The sequence below is a fragment of the Mycobacterium sp. genome, from assembly GCF_050701675.1.
In the GTDB taxonomy this organism is placed as follows: Bacteria; Actinomycetota; Actinomycetes; order Mycobacteriales; family Mycobacteriaceae; genus Mycobacterium.
In genome coordinates, this window is the sequence record NZ_JBOGDD010000385.1 from 1 (window position 1) to 17932 (window position 17932).

Below are 17932 nucleotides of genomic sequence, written 5' to 3' on the forward strand. Positions count from 1 at the left end.
CAGCGCCCACACCCAGGAGCGCGACGCGGCCTCGCACACCGCGCGGCTGCCGTCGATGGCGCTCGACGCCGCGCGCGCCGCGCTTCGGTCCGACCGTCCGGTGCTGGTGCAGGTGCCGCGACGGGGCTACGTGCCCGCCCTCTCCTGCGGGAAGTGTCGAACCATCGCCAGATGCAGGCACTGCACCGGGCCCATGTCGCTGTCCGACCGCGATGCGATCGGCGCGGTCTGTCGCTGGTGCGGCCGCGGCGAGGCGGCACTGCGATGTGTGCGATGCGGCTCGGATGCGGTGCGCGCGGTCGTCGTCGGTGCCCGCAGGACCGCCGAGGAACTGGGACGGGCATTTCCCGGGACCACCGTGATCACGTCGGGCGGCGATGCGATGGTGTCGGAGGTGCCCGCCGCACCGGCCCTGGTAGTCGCCACCCCCGGCGCCGAACCCGTGGCGCCCGGCGGGTATGGAGCAGCTCTATTGCTCGACGGCTGGGCCCTGCTCGGAAGGCAGGACCTGCGGGCGTCGGAGGACGCCCTGCGCCGGTGGATGGCGGCCGCGGCGCTCGTGCGCGACCGGGGCGACGGTGGCGTGGTGGCCATCGTGGCCGAGTCGGCGATACCGACCGTCCAGGCTCTCATCCGCTGGGATCCCGTCGGGCACGCCGAATCCGAACTTGCCGCGCGGGCCGAGGTCGGCCTGCCGCCTGCGGTCCACATGGCGGCCGTCGACGGTGCCCCGGCGGCGGTGACCGCGCTGTTGCAGACGGCGCACCTGCCCGACGGCGCCGACGTCCTCGGCCCCGTCGATCTGCCGCCGGGGGCCCGCAGACCGCCTGGCATGGAACGCGAGGCCGAAGTGAGCCGGATGCTCGTCCGGGTGCCACGTGACGGTGGGCTCGGACTGGCCTCTGCACTGCGCCGCGCGACCGGCGTGTTCAGTGCCCGCCACGATCAGCCGCCGGTTCGTGTGCAAATCGACCCGTTGCACATAGGGTGAGGCGGATCGCGATCGGGCTGGGCGGTAGGGGAGGTGTAGTGAAGCGGGTTTTCGGGTGGTTGATCCTGTTGGCCCTCATCGCCGTTGGCTTCCTCTGGCCGTTGATCTTCCAGAGCACCACTGCCGCGGGACCGGCCGCCGATCCCGTCGTGATCAGCGACTACCAGGCCGACTACACCGTCGGCTCCGACGGCACTCTCAACGCGGTCGAGACCATCAAGGGCGAGTTCCCGTCCGGGCGGCACGGCATCTTCCGCTACTGGGACGTCGCCAACCCGAACAGCCCCAAGGTGCGTCAGGAGCCCGAGATCACCTCGATCCTGATGGACGGCGAACCCGTGCCGTACCAGTTGCTGTGGGAGTCCGGCGACAGGTTCCGGGTCGCGAAGATCGGCGATCCCGACAGCACCCTTCCGTACGGCACGCACACCTACGAGCTGCGCTACACCATCCCTGGGGTCCTCGATCCCGGAAACACTGGCCAGAACAGACGTTTTGCGCAGACCGTCGGCACCCCCGAATCGACGTCCGCGTTCTTCTGGAACGTCATCGCGCCGTCGTGGAACAACGTGATCCAGCGGGTCCGGGCGCGCGTCACCCTTCCCGCCGAGGTCACCGGCGCACAGTGCTCCGTCGGCGTCGGAGTCGGGCAGGCCTGCAGCGGACTGACGGTGTCCGGCAACACCGTCGAGCTCAGCACGGGACAGCTGATGCCCCGGACTCCGGTCACCCTGCGGGCCGGCGTCGACGTGGCGACCCCGCCGCGCACGAGCCTGCCGTGGTCCTACGAATGGGACAGGGTCCTCGGCCGCTCGCTGAGCGGCGTCGCCTGGGTCATCGGGCTGTCCGTGGCAGCATCGCTGCTGGCCCTCCTCTGGTACCGCACGACGGTCGAGCCGGAACCTGGCTTCCCCGTGCAGTACGCGCCGCCGCCCGGTCTTGGGCCGGTCCAGGCCGAGTACATCCGCACCGAGGCGACGCCGAAGAACGGCCTGACGGCCACGCTGTTCCACCTCGCCGAACGCAAACTGGTCGAACTCAGGCAGGTCGACGACGCGCAGTGGAACGTCCGCGGTACGGCTGAGCGCGGGGCGTGGGCGGACGCCGACCCGGTCAGCGTCGCCGTCGGGTCGGCGCTGAAGGTGATGGGCCCCGGCGCCGAGTTCGAGGCCACGAAGACGGTGAGCGCGGGGAAGAAGCTCAACAAGGCCAAGATCGACATGGGCGTGGCCGTCGGGAAGTGGGCGATCGACGGCGGCTTCATGGTCAAGCGCAAGAAGGAATTGTGGGTGCGCACGGCCAACGGGCTAACCGTCATCGTGGCCGTTTGCGCGTTCTTCCGGTGGGGGTTTCCCGCCACCATGTGGGCGCTGCCGTTCGTCGCGTTCTTCCTGTTCTCCAGGCGGTCCTGGTCGGCAGGCGTCGGTACGCGCCGCACCGAGACGGGGCGCCAGTTGTGGTCGCAGGCAGGCGGATTCCACCGCCTCCTGTCGACCGATTCGGCGGAGACGCGATTCGACTTCGCTGCCCGCAAGGACCTCTACACGGCCTACATTCCGTTCGCGATCGCCGCGGGTACGGCGGCGCTGTGGGCCAAGAAGTACCAGGATGCGACGGGAGCAGTTGCGCCGCAACCCGATTGGTACAATTCGTCGTCGACGTCCAGCGGCAGGGGCTTCAGCGGGCACTCGGGCGGCCCCAACTTCGACAGCTTCGATTCCGCGTTGTCGTCCTCGATCGGCGCCTACACCGCATCGCAGTCGTCGTCGTCCTCATCGGGCGGCGGCGGGTCCAGCGGCGGTGGCGGTGGCGGCGGAGGAGGGGGTGGAGGCGGCTCGTGGTGACTTACGTGTTGATCTTGGTGGTCTTGCTACTGGCCGCGGTGCTGGTGGGTTTCGTGATGGGCTACAACAAGACTCGCACCGCAGACGTTCGCGTCTCCGAGGCGCTGTCCGGCATCGACGTCGAACTGACCCGCCGCGCATCGCTCATCCCCAGCCTGGTGCACACGGTCCAGACGTTCGCCGCCCACGAGAAGGGTGTGCTCGATCACGTCACCGACGCCCGTGCTGCGCTGACGTCGGCAACCGGCGGGAAGTCCGTCGCGCAACGCAGCGCGGCCGAACGGGATCTGGACAACGCGTTAGGACCGGTGCTGGCGTTGGGGCAGACCTACCCGCAGCTGAATTCATCGACCAACTTCCTGAACTTGCAGGACAATCTCGCCGACACCGAGAACAAGCTCGCGTTCGCCCGTCAGTACTACAACGACGCGGTTGCTACGCTCAACAAGACCGTAACCACCATTCCGTGGATGTTCGTCGCCCCGCTCGCCGGGGTGTCCGAACGCGAGTACTACCAGATCCCAGCCGGAAGTCCCAGGTAATTCGTGCGCATCATCTTTGCGGGTACGCCCGAACCCGCACTGCCGTCACTACGGCGTCTCATCGACTCGCCCCATCACGACGTCATCGCGGTGCTCACGCGGCCCGACGCCGTGTCCGGCCGACGCGGCAAACCCTCGCCGTCCCCGGTCGCGCAACTCGCCGCCGACGCCGGTATCCCGCTGCTGCGTCCGGAGCGGCCCAACGGCGCCGAATTCGTCGCCGAGCTGCACGATCTGGCCCCGGACTGCTGTGCCGTGGTGGCGTACGGCGCACTGCTGCGTGACGGTTTGCTTGCGGTGCCACCGCTCGGCTGGGTCAACCTGCACTTCTCCCTCCTGCCCTCGTGGCGTGGGGCGGCGCCGGTGCAGGCCGCCATCGCGGCAGGCGATTCGGTGACCGGTGCGACGACGTTCCGCATCGAACCCAGCCTCGACTCCGGACCCGTGTTCGGGGTGGTTACCGAAACCATCCGCGCGAGCGATACGGCAGGCGATCTCCTTGGGCGGCTGGCACTTTCGGGAGCGACACTTCTGGAGAGGACCCTGGACGGCATCGCGGACGGTTCGCTGGCCGCGGTGCCACAGCCCGCAGAAGGAGTGACTCTCGCGCCGAAGATCACCGTCGAGGAGGCACGGGTGCGCTGGAAGCTGCCCGCCCAGGTGGTCGAGAGGCGGATCCGCGCGGTGACGCCCAACCCCGGTGCCTGGACCATGATCGGCGACCTGCGGGTGAAGCTCGGCCCCGTGGCCCTCTTGGACGGAGAGGGCGATGGGGAACCGCTGTCGCCCGGCGCCATTCGCGTCGACCGGGAAGGCGTGAAGGTGGGTACTGCGTCAGTGGCCGTGCTGCTTGGCGAGATTCAGCCGCCGGGCAAGAAACCGATGAAGGCCGCGGACTGGGCCCGTGGAGCGCGTCTCGACGAGCATGCGAGCGCCACGTGACCCGCCCGCAGGGACGGCGCCGACCGCCGCGCAAGCCGTTCGATCCCGCACGGCAGGCGGCGTTCGACGTGTTGCGTGCGGTCTCCGAGCGCGACGCCTACGCCAACCTCGTGCTGCCCGCGCTGCTGCGGGAACGGAACATCACCGGCCGTGACGCGGCCTTCGCCACCGAGCTCGCCTACGGTACGTGCCGGGCACTCGGTCTACTCGACGCCGTCATCGTGCTCGCGGCGAACCGCCCCGTCGCTCGCATCGACGCGGTGCTGCTGGACCTGCTGCGGCTCGGCACCTACCAGCTGCTGCGCACCCGTGTCGACGCGCACGCCGCCGTCGACACCACCGTCGAGCAGGCCGCGATCGAATTCGACACGGCGCGTGCCGGTTTCGTCAACGGGACGTTGCGCACCATCGCGGCCCGCGACGAGCAGTCCTGGGTGGCCGAGCTGGCGCCGTCCGCCGGCACCGACCCGGTCGGCCACATCGCGTTCACGCACGCCCATCCGCGGTGGATCGGGCAGGCGTTCGCCGACGCCCTCGGAGCCGATGCCGCCGAACTCGGTGCGTTGCTCGCCAGCGACGACGGCCGCCCGCTGGTTCATCTGGCCGCCCGGCCAGGGGTGCTGACGGCCGAGGCGCTGGCGCAGGCGATCGACGGCGAGGTCGGCCGCTACTCGCCGTATGCCGTGTACCTCGCCGGCGGCGATCCCGGTCAACTCGACGCCCTGCGGGGTGGTGCGGCCCAGGTGCAGGACGAGGGCAGCCAGTTGGTGGCGCGGGCATTGACTCTGGCGCCCGTCGACGGCGACGACGGCCGCTGGCTCGATCTCTGCGCGGGCCCCGGCGGGAAGACTTCGCTGCTCGCCGCCATCGGTGCCGACTCGGGCGCGCGGGTGACCGCCGTCGAACCCACGCCGCACCGGGCCGAGCTCGTCGAGCAGGCCGTGCGCGGGCTGGACGTCGACGTGCTCCGCGTCGATGGCCGCGAGACCGGCCTGCCCGCCGCGTCGTTCGACCGAGTGCTGGTGGACGCGCCCTGTACGGGGCTTGGGGCGCTGCGGCGCCGACCGGAGGCCCGGTGGCGCCGCCAACCGGCTGACGTGCCCGCGCTGGCAAAACTGCAGAAGGAGCTGCTCGCGGCGGCGATCGCCTTGACCCGCACGGGCGGCGTCGTGCTGTACGCGACGTGTTCACCGCATCTGGCCGAGACGGTCGGCGTCGTGGCCGACGCCCTGCGCCGCCAACCCGTGCGCGCCATCGACACCCGGCCGCTCTTCGAGGCGGGACCGACTCCGATCACGGGTCTCGGAGCGGGCCCGCACGTGCAGTTGTGGCCGCACCGGCACGGTACCGATGCCATGTTCGCGGCGGCCCTGCAGGTGGAGCGATGAGCAGCCCCTAAGCTGACCGCCATGGCAGAACCCTTGATAGCGCCGTCGATCCTGGCCGCCGACTTCGCCAGGCTGGCCGATGAGATCGCAGCCGTCGGCGGCTCCGACTGGTTGCACGTCGACGTCATGGACAACCACTTCGTGCCAAATCTCACGCTGGGTCTGCCGGTCGTGGAGAGCCTGCTCGCGGTGACCGACATTCCGATGGACTGCCATCTGATGATCGACGATCCCGCTCGCTGGGCACCCCCATACGCCGAGGCCGGCGCATACAACGTGACCTTCCACGCCGAGGCCACCGACGACCCGGTGGCCGTCGCCCGCGACATTCGCGCCGCAGGCGCCAAGGCAGGCCTGAGCGTCAAGCCCGGCACCCCGATCGAGCCGTACCTGGAGATCCTCCGCAATTTCGACACCCTGCTGGTGATGTCCGTGGAACCTGGGTTCGGTGGGCAGAAGTTCATTCCCGACGTACTGGCGAAGGTCGCCGCCGTGCGGCGGTTGGTCGACGCCGGTGAACTGACGATCGTCGTGGAGATCGACGGGGGGATCAACGCCGACACCATCGAAGCGGCCGCCGAAGCCGGCGTCGACTGCTTCGTCGCGGGATCGGCGGTCTTCGGCGCAGCCGATCCCGCACTCGCGGTGCAGGCACTGCGCAGGCAGGCGGCCGCGGCGTCCAAGCACCTGGAAGCATGAACACAGAGGACGCCATGCGGTCGGCCATCGCGCAGGCTGACGGCGTCAAGGGCACGACCTATCCGAATCCGCCCGTCGGCGCGGTGATCCTGGACCGCGACGGCGTCATCGCGGGCGTCGGCGCTACCCAACCTCCCGGTGGGCCGCACGCGGAGGTCGTTGCGTTGCGGCGGGCGGGGGAGCGCGCGGTCGGCGGCGTCGCCGTCGTCACCCTCGAGCCGTGCAACCACCACGGGCGCACGCCACCCTGCGTGGATGCCCTTGTCGCAGCGGGGGTTTCGCGCGTGTCCTATGCCGTCGCCGACCCCAATCCCGTCGCTGCGGGCGGGGCGGGGCGGTTGGCCGACGCCGGGGTCTTGGTCGAGGTGGGTGTGCTGGCCGACGAGGTCGCGGGCGGATCACTGCGCGAGTGGCTGCACCGCCAGCGGACCGGAAGGCCGCACGTCACATGGAAGTTCGCGTCGAGCATCGACGGGCGCAGTGCTGCCGCCGACGGCAGCAGTCAGTGGATCACCGGCGAGGCGGCGCGGGCCGACGTGCACCGACTCCGTGCGGTCGCCGATGCGATCGTGGTCGGAACGGGCACCGTGTTCATCGACGATCCGACGTTGACGGCGAGACTGCCGGACGGCTCGCTCGCCGATCGGCAACCGCTGCGCGTCGTGGTCGGGGAGCGGGAGATATCTCCGGACGCCAGGGTGCTCAACGACGACTCCAGAACGATGGTGATCCGCACCCGCGATCCCCACGAGGTGACGCGGGCGCTGTCCGATCGGACCGACGTCCTGTTGGAGGGCGGACCGACGGTGGCCGGGGCGTTCCTGCAAGCCGGCCTGATCGACCGCATCCTGGCCTACATGGCTCCGATCCTGCTCGGCGGCCCGGTCACCGCACTCGACGAGATCGGCGTGACGAGTATCGCGCAGGCTCAGCGGTGGCGGTTCGACGGCATGCAGCGCCTCGGACCGGACCTACGGCTGAGCCTGGTGCCTGGCTAGGCCCTGATCGGTCCCGATATCGGTGAGACCTGGAATTCCCTTGGCCACCAATGTGACTCGCGTCACGCGCAAATGGCTGCAGTTGGGTGACTCGTTATCCGTTCGAGACCTCACCCGCCCCGCGTGGACCGGACTCGTGCCGACGGCGTCCGTAAAATCGAGAGCAGAGTCGTGACCATCCCGGTCAGGCTGCCCAGCCCGATGAATGAACGAATAAAGGACGACGAGCAATGACTGCACTGCAGGACTGGCTCAGCTTTCGCCCCGTCGATCAGAGCATCATCAAACACATGGTCTTCGGCCCACTGCGCGCGGTACTGAGCACCCAGGACGTTGAAGAGCCGGCCGAACTCAAGCTGATCAGCCCTGGCGTCGAACGCTGCTGACCGGCTAGCGCTCGGCGCCGATCATCTCGGTTGCGGTGTCCGGATCGTCGGCGTGCTCGTTCTTACCGGTGATGAGCAGACCAAGAACCGCGCCAACCACGCACACGATCGCGGTGATGAAGAAGATCTGGCCGTACTGCATCGTGTAGGCCGTCCGCACGTTCGCGGCGAGCTGCGCGCCGATCTCCAAGAGGTTGTTGCCCTTGGGTTTCGGCAACTCCGCCAGGTATTGGTTGAACTTGTAGAAACCCCAGGCGCTCAGAGAAGCCAGCCCGATGAGCATGCCGATCATCCTGGCGACCACCACTGAGGCGGAAGCTATTCCGTGCTGCGAGCCCGGCACCGCCCGCAGTGTCGCCGACGTCAGTGGGCCGATGACGAGACCGAGGCCGAAGCCTGCCAGCACGAGGTCGGTGCCGAACGTGGGCAGGGTGAACAACCCGAGGTCGTGGTGCGCGGAGAGCACGTCGACGGTCCAATGCGACACCAGCCAGTACGCGAAGCCTGCGATCAGCAACCCGACGAACGCGATGATGCGATCGCCGATCTTGGTGGCGATCCAGCCGCCGATCACCGCGCCGACGGGGAGTGCGCCCAGGAACCACACCAGCAGGAAGACGGTTTCGGTCTGCGGCTTGCCCAGCACGCCTTGGCCGAAGAGTTCGACGTTGACCAGCGTGACCATGAGGGCCGCTCCCGTGCACAGCGAGGCGCCGAGGGCAGTCAGGAACGGGAGGAACTTCACCCCAGCGGGCTCGATGAGGCGGGTTTTGGCGAACTTCTCCCACGCGAAGAACGCGATACCCGCGATCAGCGCCGCGACGAGCACCGGCAATCCCCAGCTCGGCAGGACCTGTTTGCCGTCGGGTGTCGGGTTGTACAGCCCGATGACGGTCAACCCCAGCGCCGCGGCGAGCAGTACGCCACCGATGACGTCGACCTTCTCGCGCGGGCCGTCCTTGTCCTTGGCTGGCAGGCTGAAGTGGATCAACACCATGGCGACGATGGCCAGCGGGACGTTGATCCAGAACACGTCGCGCCAGGTCGCCAACGCAGAGACCACCGCGATTCCGTACAGCGGGCCAAGGACGCTGCCGAGCTCCTGCGCCGCTGCGATGCCGCCGAGCACCGCGGCGCGGTTCCGCGACGCCCACAGGTCCGCAGCCAGGGCAAGGGTCACGGGGAGAAGCGCCCCGCTCGCGGTGCCCTGAATCGTTCGGCCGATGACCATCGGGATCAGATCGCTGGACAGCGCCGTGACCACCGAACCCGCCGCGAAGCCGGCCAGGCTGAGCTGCAGGACCAGCTTGCGCCCGAATCGGTCCGACGCCCGGCCCAGCAGCGGCATGGCCGCGATGTAGCCGAGCAAATACCACGTGATGATCGGGGTGACGCGCTGAATCTGATTGAGCGAGATCCCGATGTCGCGCATGATGTCGGTGAAGATCGAGACGACGACGTAGGTGTCGAGCGCGCCGAGCAGGACGGCGAGCCCGCCTGCGGTGATCGCGATTCGCCGGCTGGACGCCGTCGGCTCAGCGGTGCCTTGGACCCCCGGCATTACGCGGCGGGCTTGGTGACGGTGACGGACTTGCCCCAGTCGCTCAGCGTCATCTGCAGGCTGACGCCAGGGCTGGTGTCGAGCTTGGCCTGCACCAGATCGTGGTCACCGTCCTCCTTGACCCACATGGTGGCGGGGACCGGGCCGGTGGCGGCGATCTGAGGGGCAATGGCGTTGACGGCCTCGGCGGTGACCTTGCCGCTGATCTTCACGGTGTCGACGCCGTTGATCGTCTCCCGCCCCTCGGCCTTCGGCTCCGAGAAGTTCGCCTGCAGGTTGGCAAGGCCCTTGTCGGGGCTGAGGATCGCCGACACGTCGTAGATGTCGGCTGCCGGGCCGAAGTTCGTGAAGCTCCCCGGCGTCAGCGCGCCGTAGAGGTTTCCGTCCACGACGACGAAGTCGACGTCCTTGAAGCTCTGCCCGAAGGCGACGAGGTTGGCCTTGCCCTGGGCGGCGACGGCAGGAGCGTTGGTCAGGTCGCCACTCACGGATTCGAGCGGCAGCGCCTCGATCTTGCCGGTGACCGCCAGCTCGAGGTGCACGCTCTTCTGCCCTCTGGTGGTTTGTTCGGAGTCCTTGACCAGAGACGCCGCGTCGGGCAGCGGTGCGTCGGACTTGGTCGAGGAGCTGCAGCCCGCGATGAGCAGGAGCGCAGCGAAGATGGACACGAGGACGGCAATGCGAGGGCGCGTCTGCATATCTGCATAGTAGTGGGTGTGGGGTGGTGGACCTTTGCCCCGGGCACCGGTGAGAAGCGGGTTCGTGGCTACTGAGCTGGTCTTTCAATCGGTCCCGGCGGAGTTCGGTGACGCGGATCTCGGTAGGTCGACGCGAGGGAGCGCTCTGCCGTCGGACTAGCCTGGTCCACATGTTCACCGGCATCGTCGAAGAGTTGGGCGAGGTCGTCGGCAAGGAGGATCTGTCCGACGCCGCCCGCTTCGTCATTCGTGGTCCACTCGTCACGACGGACGCCGGCCACGGCGATTCGATCGCCGTCAACGGGGTGTGCCTGACCGTGGTCGACCTCCTGCCGGATGGCGCTTTCACGGCCGACGTGATGGCCGAGACCCTCAACCGGTCCAGCCTCCGGGGGGTCGGCGTGGGCAGTCACGTCAATCTCGAGCGCGCCGCAGCCGTCAACAGCCGCCTCGGCGGGCACATCGTGCAGGGTCACGTGGACGGCACCGGCCACGTGCTGGCCCGCACGCCGTCGGAGCATTGGGAAGTGGTGCGGATCGCGCTGCCCGATGCCGTGTCGCGCTACGTCGTCGAGAAGGGCTCGATCACCGTCGACGGAATCTCGCTCACGGTGTCGGGTCTCGGCCCGGACTGGTTCGAGGTGTCGCTGATCCCCACCACCCTGCAGCTGACGACGCTCGGGCGCGCCGAGGTGGGCACCCCGGTGAACCTGGAAGTCGACGTCATCGCGAAGTACGTGGAGCGGCTCCTTTCCCACCGCGATTGATCGCGGTGCCCTCCGACCAACCCCCTGGTAGACGGCGGGCAATAACCCAGGCGCCCCAGTGGTTCATACTGAAGTCGATTGACATGGTCCTAGGCGACGTACCGCAATCGCCTAACTGAAGTGGGTGACGAGATGACGAGGCTTGATTCCGTCGAGCGGGCAATCGCCGACATGGCCGCGGGCAAGGCGGTCGTCGTCATCGACGACGAGGATCGCGAGAACGAGGGCGACCTGATCTTCGCTGCCGAGAAGGCGACCCCCGAGCTCGTGGCCTTCATGGTGCGCTACACGTCGGGCTACCTGTGCGTGCCGCTGGCCGGCGAGATCTGCGACAAGCTCGGCCTCCTTCCGATGTTCGCGGTCAACCAGGACAAGCACGGCACCGCCTACACCGTCACCGTGGACGCCAAGAAGGCCGCCGGGACGGGCATCTCGGCGTCCGACCGCGCCACGACCATGCGGGTGCTGGCAGATCCGAATGCCGTCGCCGACGACTTCACCCGACCGGGACACGTCGTCCCGCTTCGCGCGAAGGAGGGTGGTGTCCTGCGTCGGCCTGGCCACACCGAGGCGGCCGTCGACCTGGCTCGACTGGCCGGCCTGCAGCCGGCGGGCGCGATCTGCGAGATCGTGAGCCAGAAGGACGAGGGCGAGATGGCCCAGACCGACGAGTTGCGGGTCTTCGCCGACGAGCACGACCTGGCGCTGATCTCCATCGCCGACCTCATCGAGTGGCGACGCAAGCACGAGAAGCACATCGAGCGCATTGCCGAGGCGCGCATCCCGACCAGGCACGGAGAGTTCCGCGCCGTCGGCTACACCAGCATCTACGACGACGTCGAACACGTGGCGCTGGTCCGGGGTGACATCTCCGGACCCGAGAGCGACGGCCACGACGTGCTGGTGCGGGTGCACTCCGAATGCCTGACCGGCGACGTGTTCGGTTCCCGCCGCTGCGACTGCGGCCCGCAGCTCGACGCGGCGATGGCCATGATCGCCCGCGAGGGTCGCGGAGTCATCCTCTACATGCGGGGCCACGAGGGGCGCGGCATCGGTCTGCTGCACAAGCTGCAGGCCTATCAGCTTCAGGACGCCGGCGAGGACACCGTCGACGCCAACCTGAAGCTCGGCCTGCCTGCGGACGCCCGCGACTACGGCATCGGGGCGCAGATCCTCGTCGACCTCGGCATTCGGTCCATGCGCCTGCTGACCAACAACCCTGCCAAGCGGGTCGGCCTCGACGGCTACGGCCTGCACATCATCGAGCGGGTGCCGCTGCCGGTGCGGGCCAATGCCGAGAACATCCGCTACCTGATGACCAAGCGTGACCGGATGGGCCACGACCTGACCGGTCTCGACGACTACGACGAGTCCGTCAAGATGAACGGGTACGACGAGGGTGTCTACCTGCTCGGCGATCGGCTTCCGCCGACGGCGACCGACCCCGGCGGAGCCTCGCAGTGAGCAGCCGGGGCGGAGTCCGATCATGAGCGGTGGCGCCGGTGTGCCGGACCTGCCCGCGGTGGATGCCTCAGGGCTGAAGCTCGCGATCGTGGCCAGCACGTGGCACCCAGCCATTTGCGATGCGCTGCTCGACGGGGCGCGCAAGATGGCCTCGAATTCGGGCGTGGACGATCCCGACGTGGTCCGTGTGCTCGGCGCCATCGAGATACCCGTCATCGCACAGCAACTGGCGAAGTCGCATGACGCCGTCGTTGCGCTCGGTGTCGTGATCCGGGGCCAGACGCCACATTTCGACTACGTCTGCGACGCCGTCACGCAGGGTTTGACGCGGGTGTCGCTCGACGAGGGGACGCCCGTCGCCAACGGCGTGCTCACCACGAACGACGAACAACAGGCCCTCGATCGCGCCGGTCTGCCTGGATCCTCCGAGGACAAGGGCGCCCAGGCGGCCGCCGCCGCGCTGTCGACCGCGCTGACGCTGCGTGGCCTGCGCGCCGGCTCGTGACCGGCTCCGCTCGCGCCGTCGACCTCGAGGTCCGGCCGCATCTCACGCCCTACTTCGCCTACGCTGCAGCCTTCCTGATCGCCGCCGCCCACATCACCGTCGGGTTCCTTCTGAAGATCCGCTCCTCGGGGGTGATCTTTCAGACGGCCGATCAGGTTGCCATCGGTCTGTTGGGCGTGATCATCGGCGGTCTGGTCCTCATGTTCGCCCGGCCTCGGCTGCGGGTGGGCCCCGACGGACTGTGGTTGCGAAACCTGTTGGCGTATCGACTGATCCCGTGGTCGGAAGTCGTCGACGTGTCGTTCCCGCCAGGCGCAAGGTGGGCCCGCGTCGACCTGTACGACGACGAATACATTCCGCTGATGGCGATTCAGTCGGTCGACAAGGAGCGCGCGGTCGAGGCGATGGACGCCGTCCGAAGGCTGTTCGCGCGTTATCGCCCAGACGTCAACCGACCCTCAGCGACATCGTGAGCTCGCGGGCCGTACGCGAGGCTTCGACGACGCCGAAGCCCAGCTGCTCGTAGACACCGCGGGCCGCTGCGTTGGCCACGTCGACCCGCAACGTCACGACCCGTGCGCGTTGACTGCGCGCCCAGTCCACCGCGGTGGAGACCAACTCGTGCCCGAGCCCCCGGCCGCGCATCCCTGGCTCTAGCCACAACGAGTACAGGTAGACCGATTCGATACTCTGCCGCTGAGCGCCGATCAGACCGACGAGGTGACCATCGGTGCACACCGCGAACTGTGCGTGCGCGCGAAGCCGTCGCCGCCACTGTGCCGCGGTGAACGTCACTTCCTGGCGGTACTGAGGGTCGGCGGGGCCGAGTGTGTCCGTCAACGCACGCAGCCGGATGGTGGCGAACACGCGCCAGTCCGATTCGACGAGTCGGGTGACCATTGGGGCACTCATGCGGCGTCGCATGGCTCCTTCGTGCGGTGCGTTAGAATCTGCTGATAGTGACCGATTTTCGCATGTCGATGACCACTCCGGAAATCGATGCACCGCAACTCCGCGCCACCCAGTTCGTCGCGCGTCCCGGGACCCTTCCCACCATCACGTTCCCGGTGACCGGTTCGTCCGTTCCCGACGTCGAGGGCATCTGGCGATATCTCGTCGAGCCCGCCGAATTCTTCGGCGTTCGCATGCCGGTGCTCGACGACCTGGCGGCCGCGATCGCGGTCTTCACCGCGACCGTCCGGGCGGATGCGGCCCTGATCGCTGCGAACGTGACGATCGCCGAGACCGACGACGCGCCGCAGATCCTGGTGACGGGGTCGGCGGTGCAGCCGATGGGAATCGCGCCGGTGCGCGTCGACGGCGGTGGACCGATGCCACCCGCACGCCGTGCGACCGACCCGTGGTGGCGGCGGATGGCCGCCCGGACGACGAGCCGGGGCGAGGCGGATCAGTTCGAACGGTGGCTCAACGGCCGGGGCTTCGCCGATGGAGTGTCCGGCGGCCAGGCGGTTCTCGGGGCTCTGGTGTTCGAGACCGACGGCGGGGTCGTCGGCGTCGAGAACCCCGAGCCGACGTCGATACTCGACCAATTGGCGCGGTGCGGCGTCATCGCGGTGCTCGACCGGGTCGCCGAGTGCCCGGCCCACGCGGACCGGGTGTGGTGGCTCTCACCGCGATACCAGACACATCCCGTCGCCGAGCTCGGCGGAAGGCGCTTCACCGCGGAGCCCGAGGCGTTGCCGCCGTTCGCGAGGTGGTCATGAGCAACTTCGACCCGGCGGCATTCCATGCCATGACCATCGACGGCTACGACGTCGCCGACGGCACGTTCACTGCGCACTACACGCTGCGCGGCAACGGGGCTGACGACGTCGCCTTCTCCGAGGTGGTGGACTTTCGGGCCGCGCTCGGCGACCGCGTGCCCGACGATCGGCTGCTGCGGCTGCTCGCGCTCACCTGTTCACCCAGCTACTTCAAGGCCGCCGCGCCGCCCCGGATCGAGATCGCCTTTCCCACCGAGGGATTCGAGCGGACCTACCTTCGCGAACTCATCTCCGGTGGGCTCGGCGAGTTCGCCTACCGCAACTCGCTGCCCGACGCCTTGACCCCCGAGATCACGGGACCCGACGCGGTCGGCCCGACCGCTGGTGTCGACCGCTGGGACGCCGACGCCGATCCGCTGGTGCCCGTTGGCGGCGGCAAGGACTCGGTCGTGACCATCGAGGCCCTCAAACGCCACGGATTTCGCCCGACGCTGTTCAGCGTCAACAAGTTCGATCCCATCGACCGGTGCATCGACATCAGTGGGCTCGACAGCGTGCGCGTGACACGCAGCATCGACCGCAGGCTCATCGAGGTCAATGCGCAGGGCGCTCACAACGGGCACGTGCCCGTCACGGCGATCAACAGTGTCATCGGCCTCGTCGTCGCCGACGCGAACGGGCTCGGACCCGTCGTGCTGTCCAACGAGCGGTCGTCGAACGTCGGCAACGTCACGTGGCACGGCCGCGACGTCAATCATCAATGGTCCAAGAGCATCTCCTACGAGTCGCTGCTTCGCGACACGCTGTCGCAGTACGGGCTCAACCCCGACCGGTACTTCTCACTGCTGCGGCCACTCTCGGAATCGCAGATCGCCGACCGCTTCCGGGACAGCCCGCAGTACTTCCGGGACTTCATCAGCTGCAACCGGCCGTTCGCCATCGACGCCGGTCGCCGGGGCGCGACGTGGTGCGGGCACTGTCCCAAGTGCATCTTCGTCTTCGGGCTGATGGCCCCTCGGCTGGGCCGCACCGAGGTGGAGGCCATCTTCGGCAGGAATCTCCTCGCGGACGTGGACAATCGCGCCGGCTTCTGCGACGTCGTCGGGTTGGGCGCGCACAAGCCGTTCGAGTGCGTCGGCGAGTACTACGAAGCCGCTGAATCGCTGGTGTCGGTGCTCGACGCCGACGAGTGGCGCGGCGTGCCACTCGTCGAGGAGTTCCGGTCCCGGCGTGACGAACTCGAGAAGGTCGCCACCTCCGAGGAATCGGAGCCGGAAGGGGCGGCGGCCGTCAACTACGTCCCCGCCCGCTACACCGCGGCTCTCGATCTGGAGCGCGCGGCCCCATGAGCCGGCCGCCGTCGGATCTGGCGGGTCTGACCGTCGGCATCTGGGGTTTCGGCCGCGAGGGAATCTCGATGGCGAGAACCGCCGCGGCCGCAGGGGCGGTCCGAATCGAGGCCGTGGACGACGTCGGCCGCCGACCCTTCGAGGAACCCGAGGGCATCGCGAATCTCACGGTGTTCCGTGGTCCGGAACACCTCCCCAGGCTCGGGGACTGCGACGTCGTCTTCGTCAGTCCCGGCGTGCCATGGCGCCAACCGGTTTTCGAGGAGCTGCGCGACTCGGGGATCCGGATCTCCAGTGCGGCCGACTGGTTCATGTCTCGACACGGCTCGTCGACCATCGGTGTCACCGGCACCAAGGGCAAGAGCACCACTGCGTCGTTCCTTGGCCACCTGCTCAACCAGATCGGCGTCGACGCCGTCGTCGCAGGCAACATCGGCACCCCGCTGTCAGACCTTTCGCCCGACGGGAACGTCGTGGTGGTCGCCGAGCTGTCGAGCCAGCAGGCCGCACTGTTGACCACGTCGCCCGCGGTGGCGATCGTCACGAATCTCTACGAGGATCACCTGGACTGGCACGGCGACAGGGATTCGTACTACCGCGCGAAGGCGAACGTGTTCGCCAATGGCGCCCGCGCCCTCGTGACGACGCCCGAGGTGGTGGCCATCCTCGAACGGCTCGGCGTGAGCATCGAACCCGAGTTGCGACTGGTCGACCCCGTCGACGTGCGACGCACCTCCCGGGGCGAGCCAAGCGACGGGGGAGGTTCCGGCCGGTTGGTGATGGACTACGAGCACAACGTCGTGAACGGGGCGCTGGCCGCACTCGCCGCGGGGGAGGTGATCGGCAGGCCGGTGACGCCCGACGAGATCGACACCGCGGTGCGCACCTTCCTGGGTCTACCGCACCGACTGCAGACCGTGCGGACGACGGGGCACATCCGCTGGATCGATGACACTCTGGCGACGACGGGGGAGAGCGTCGCCGCGGCACTGCGGGCGATGGCCCCCGACGACCACGTCGCGTTGATCGTCGGCGGGATGGATCGCCAGCTGAACTACGACCAGCTCGACGCCTACCTACGAAGTGGTGCCCGTCAGGTGTCCCTGATTCAGGCCCCGACCAACGGCGCAGCAATCGGACGCGGGTTTGCCCAAGAGAGCCCGTCGCGGACCCACCTCGTCGACAGCCTGGAGGCGGCGGTGCGCACGGCCGGGTCGCTGTCGGATGTCGACGTCGTCCTCCTGTCACCCGGCGCTGCCAGCTACGACCTCTTTGCCAACTACGAGGCGAAGGCGGCTGCCTACTGCCGTTTCATCGACGCGATGGCGTGATCGATCCCATGTATGTGTGTCCGGTGGGCCTCGCCTGTCGGATCGCGAACTAACCTGGAACCCGTGCCCGATCCATCGACCTACCGGCCTGCGCCGGGCTCGATACCCGTCGAGCCCGGGGTCTACCGGTTTCGCGATCCACACGGACGGGTGATCTACGTCGGCAAGGCCAAGAGCCTGCGGAGCCGTCTGAACTCCTATTTCGCCGACCTTTCCGGGCTGGCGCCGCGCACCAGGCAGATGGTGATGACCGCGGGCAGCGTCGAATGGACGGTCGTCGGGACCGAAGTCGAAGCGTTGCAGCTGGAATACAACTGGATCAAGGAGTTCGACCCGCGGTTCAACATCCGCTACCGCGACGACAAGTCGTACCCGGTGCTGGCGGTGACGCTGAACGAGGAGTACCCGCGACTGTTCGTCTATCGCGGTCCACGCCGCAAGGGGGTGCGCTACTTCGGTCCCTATTCGCACGCGTGGGCCATCCGCGAGACCCTGGACCTGCTGACGCGGGTGTTCCCGGCCCGGACGTGCTCCGCCGGGGTGTTCAAGCGGCACAACCAGATTGGCCGCCCGTGCTTGCTCGGCTACATCGACAAGTGTTCGGCGCCGTGCGTCGGACGCGTGAGTGCCGAGGAACACCGCAGGATCGTGCTCGACTTCTGCGACTTCCTGGCGGGTAAGACCGACCGGCTGGCACGCGACATGGAGCAGCAGATGAACGCCGCCGCCGAGCAGCTCGACTT

19 protein-coding genes are annotated in these 17932 nt (G+C 68.5%); 16 read left to right on the top strand and 3 right to left on the bottom strand.

What is annotated here, in order from left to right; translation table 11 throughout:
* The 8 genes from ACRDUX_RS11605 to ACRDUX_RS11640 form a co-directional block, all read left to right on the top strand.
* On the top strand, window positions 1-991 hold a 991-nt coding region (locus ACRDUX_RS11605), incomplete at its 5' end, for a primosomal protein N' (RefSeq protein WP_526413994.1).
* Window positions 992-1029: 38 nt separating this feature from the next.
* On the top strand, window positions 1030-2835 hold the full coding sequence (locus tag ACRDUX_RS11610) for a DUF2207 family protein (protein ID WP_526413996.1): 1806 nt from the start codon (window positions 1030-1032) through the stop codon (window positions 2833-2835).
* Window positions 2829-3377, top strand: a complete 549-nt coding sequence (locus ACRDUX_RS11615) for a LemA family protein (RefSeq protein WP_526413998.1) — start codon at window positions 2829-2831, stop codon at window positions 3375-3377. The genes ACRDUX_RS11610 and ACRDUX_RS11615 overlap by 7 nt, the downstream gene beginning before the upstream one ends.
* Window positions 3378-3380: 3 nt before the next feature.
* Window positions 3381-4319 (top strand): methionyl-tRNA formyltransferase, encoded by a 939-nt coding sequence (fmt, locus tag ACRDUX_RS11620; protein ID WP_526414000.1) that lies wholly within the window; start codon window positions 3381-3383, stop codon window positions 4317-4319.
* Window positions 4316-5707, top strand: a complete 1392-nt coding sequence (locus tag ACRDUX_RS11625) for a transcription antitermination factor NusB (RefSeq protein ID WP_526414002.1) — start codon at window positions 4316-4318, stop codon at window positions 5705-5707. The genes fmt and ACRDUX_RS11625 overlap by 4 nt, the downstream gene beginning before the upstream one ends.
* A 21-nt stretch (window positions 5708-5728) precedes the next feature.
* Complete coding sequence (gene rpe, locus ACRDUX_RS11630; protein WP_526414004.1) at window positions 5729-6406, top strand: ribulose-phosphate 3-epimerase; 678 nt, start codon at window positions 5729-5731, stop codon at window positions 6404-6406.
* Window positions 6403-7404 carry a bifunctional diaminohydroxyphosphoribosylaminopyrimidine deaminase/5-amino-6-(5-phosphoribosylamino)uracil reductase RibD gene (gene ribD, locus ACRDUX_RS11635; RefSeq protein WP_526414006.1) on the top strand — a complete coding sequence of 334 codons (1002 nt, stop codon included), beginning with the start codon at window positions 6403-6405 and terminating at the stop codon, window positions 7402-7404. Before rpe ends, ribD begins: the two co-directional genes overlap by 4 nt.
* A 230-nt stretch (window positions 7405-7634) precedes the next feature.
* Complete coding sequence (locus ACRDUX_RS11640) at window positions 7635-7790, top strand: hypothetical protein (RefSeq protein WP_526414008.1); 156 nt, start codon at window positions 7635-7637, stop codon at window positions 7788-7790.
* 4 nt (window positions 7791-7794) lie between these two features.
* Here the strand turns inward: ACRDUX_RS11640 and ACRDUX_RS11645 are convergent, their stop codons facing one another.
* Both ACRDUX_RS11645 and ACRDUX_RS11650 read right to left on the bottom strand, forming a co-directional pair.
* On the bottom strand, window positions 7795-9351 hold the full coding sequence (locus ACRDUX_RS11645; RefSeq protein ID WP_526414009.1) for an MFS transporter: 1557 nt from the start codon (window positions 9349-9351) through the stop codon (window positions 7795-7797).
* On the bottom strand, window positions 9351-10049 hold the full coding sequence (locus ACRDUX_RS11650; protein WP_526414011.1) for an LppX_LprAFG lipoprotein: 699 nt from the start codon (window positions 10047-10049) through the stop codon (window positions 9351-9353). Before ACRDUX_RS11650 ends, ACRDUX_RS11645 begins: the two co-directional genes overlap by 1 nt.
* Before the next feature lie 170 nt (window positions 10050-10219).
* On the opposite strand from ACRDUX_RS11650, the gene ACRDUX_RS11655 reads away from it, so the two are divergent.
* From ACRDUX_RS11655 to ACRDUX_RS11670, 4 genes are all read left to right on the top strand, one after another.
* Complete coding sequence (locus ACRDUX_RS11655) at window positions 10220-10816, top strand: riboflavin synthase (RefSeq protein ID WP_526414013.1); 597 nt, start codon at window positions 10220-10222, stop codon at window positions 10814-10816.
* 132 nt (window positions 10817-10948) lie between these two features.
* The gene (locus tag ACRDUX_RS11660) at window positions 10949-12280 is read left to right on the top strand and encodes a bifunctional 3,4-dihydroxy-2-butanone-4-phosphate synthase/GTP cyclohydrolase II (protein WP_526414015.1); all 1332 of its coding nucleotides are present in this window, start codon (window positions 10949-10951) and stop codon (window positions 12278-12280) included.
* A 22-nt stretch (window positions 12281-12302) separates the two neighbouring features.
* Window positions 12303-12785: a 6,7-dimethyl-8-ribityllumazine synthase gene (ribH, locus tag ACRDUX_RS11665; protein WP_526414017.1), complete on the top strand. Its 483-nt coding sequence runs from the start codon at window positions 12303-12305 to the stop codon at window positions 12783-12785.
* Window positions 12782-13258: a PH domain-containing protein gene (locus ACRDUX_RS11670; RefSeq protein ID WP_526414019.1), complete on the top strand. Its 477-nt coding sequence runs from the start codon at window positions 12782-12784 to the stop codon at window positions 13256-13258. The genes ribH and ACRDUX_RS11670 overlap by 4 nt, the downstream gene beginning before the upstream one ends.
* On the opposite strand, the gene ACRDUX_RS11675 is transcribed toward ACRDUX_RS11670, so the two are convergent.
* The gene (locus ACRDUX_RS11675; RefSeq protein WP_526414021.1) at window positions 13233-13697 is read right to left on the bottom strand and encodes a GNAT family N-acetyltransferase; all 465 of its coding nucleotides are present in this window, start codon (window positions 13695-13697) and stop codon (window positions 13233-13235) included. The two genes, ACRDUX_RS11670 and ACRDUX_RS11675, sit on opposite strands and share 26 nt — an antisense overlap.
* Window positions 13698-13765: 68 nt before the next feature.
* Here ACRDUX_RS11675 and ACRDUX_RS11680 point away from each other — a divergent pair, with 68 nt between their 5' ends.
* The 4 genes from ACRDUX_RS11680 to uvrC all read left to right on the top strand — a co-directional run.
* Window positions 13766-14509, top strand: a complete 744-nt coding sequence (locus ACRDUX_RS11680; RefSeq protein ID WP_526414023.1) for a hypothetical protein — start codon at window positions 13766-13768, stop codon at window positions 14507-14509.
* Window positions 14506-15858, top strand: a complete 1353-nt coding sequence (locus tag ACRDUX_RS11685; protein ID WP_526414025.1) for a MurL-like N-terminal domain-containing — start codon at window positions 14506-14508, stop codon at window positions 15856-15858. The genes ACRDUX_RS11680 and ACRDUX_RS11685 overlap by 4 nt, the downstream gene beginning before the upstream one ends.
* Complete coding sequence (gene murD, locus ACRDUX_RS11690; protein ID WP_526414027.1) at window positions 15855-17189, top strand: UDP-N-acetylmuramoyl-L-alanine--D-glutamate ligase; 1335 nt, start codon at window positions 15855-15857, stop codon at window positions 17187-17189. Before ACRDUX_RS11685 ends, murD begins: the two co-directional genes overlap by 4 nt.
* A gap of 63 nt (window positions 17190-17252) precedes the next feature.
* On the top strand, window positions 17253-17932 hold a 680-nt coding region (uvrC, locus tag ACRDUX_RS11695; protein WP_526414029.1), incomplete at its 3' end, for an excinuclease ABC subunit UvrC.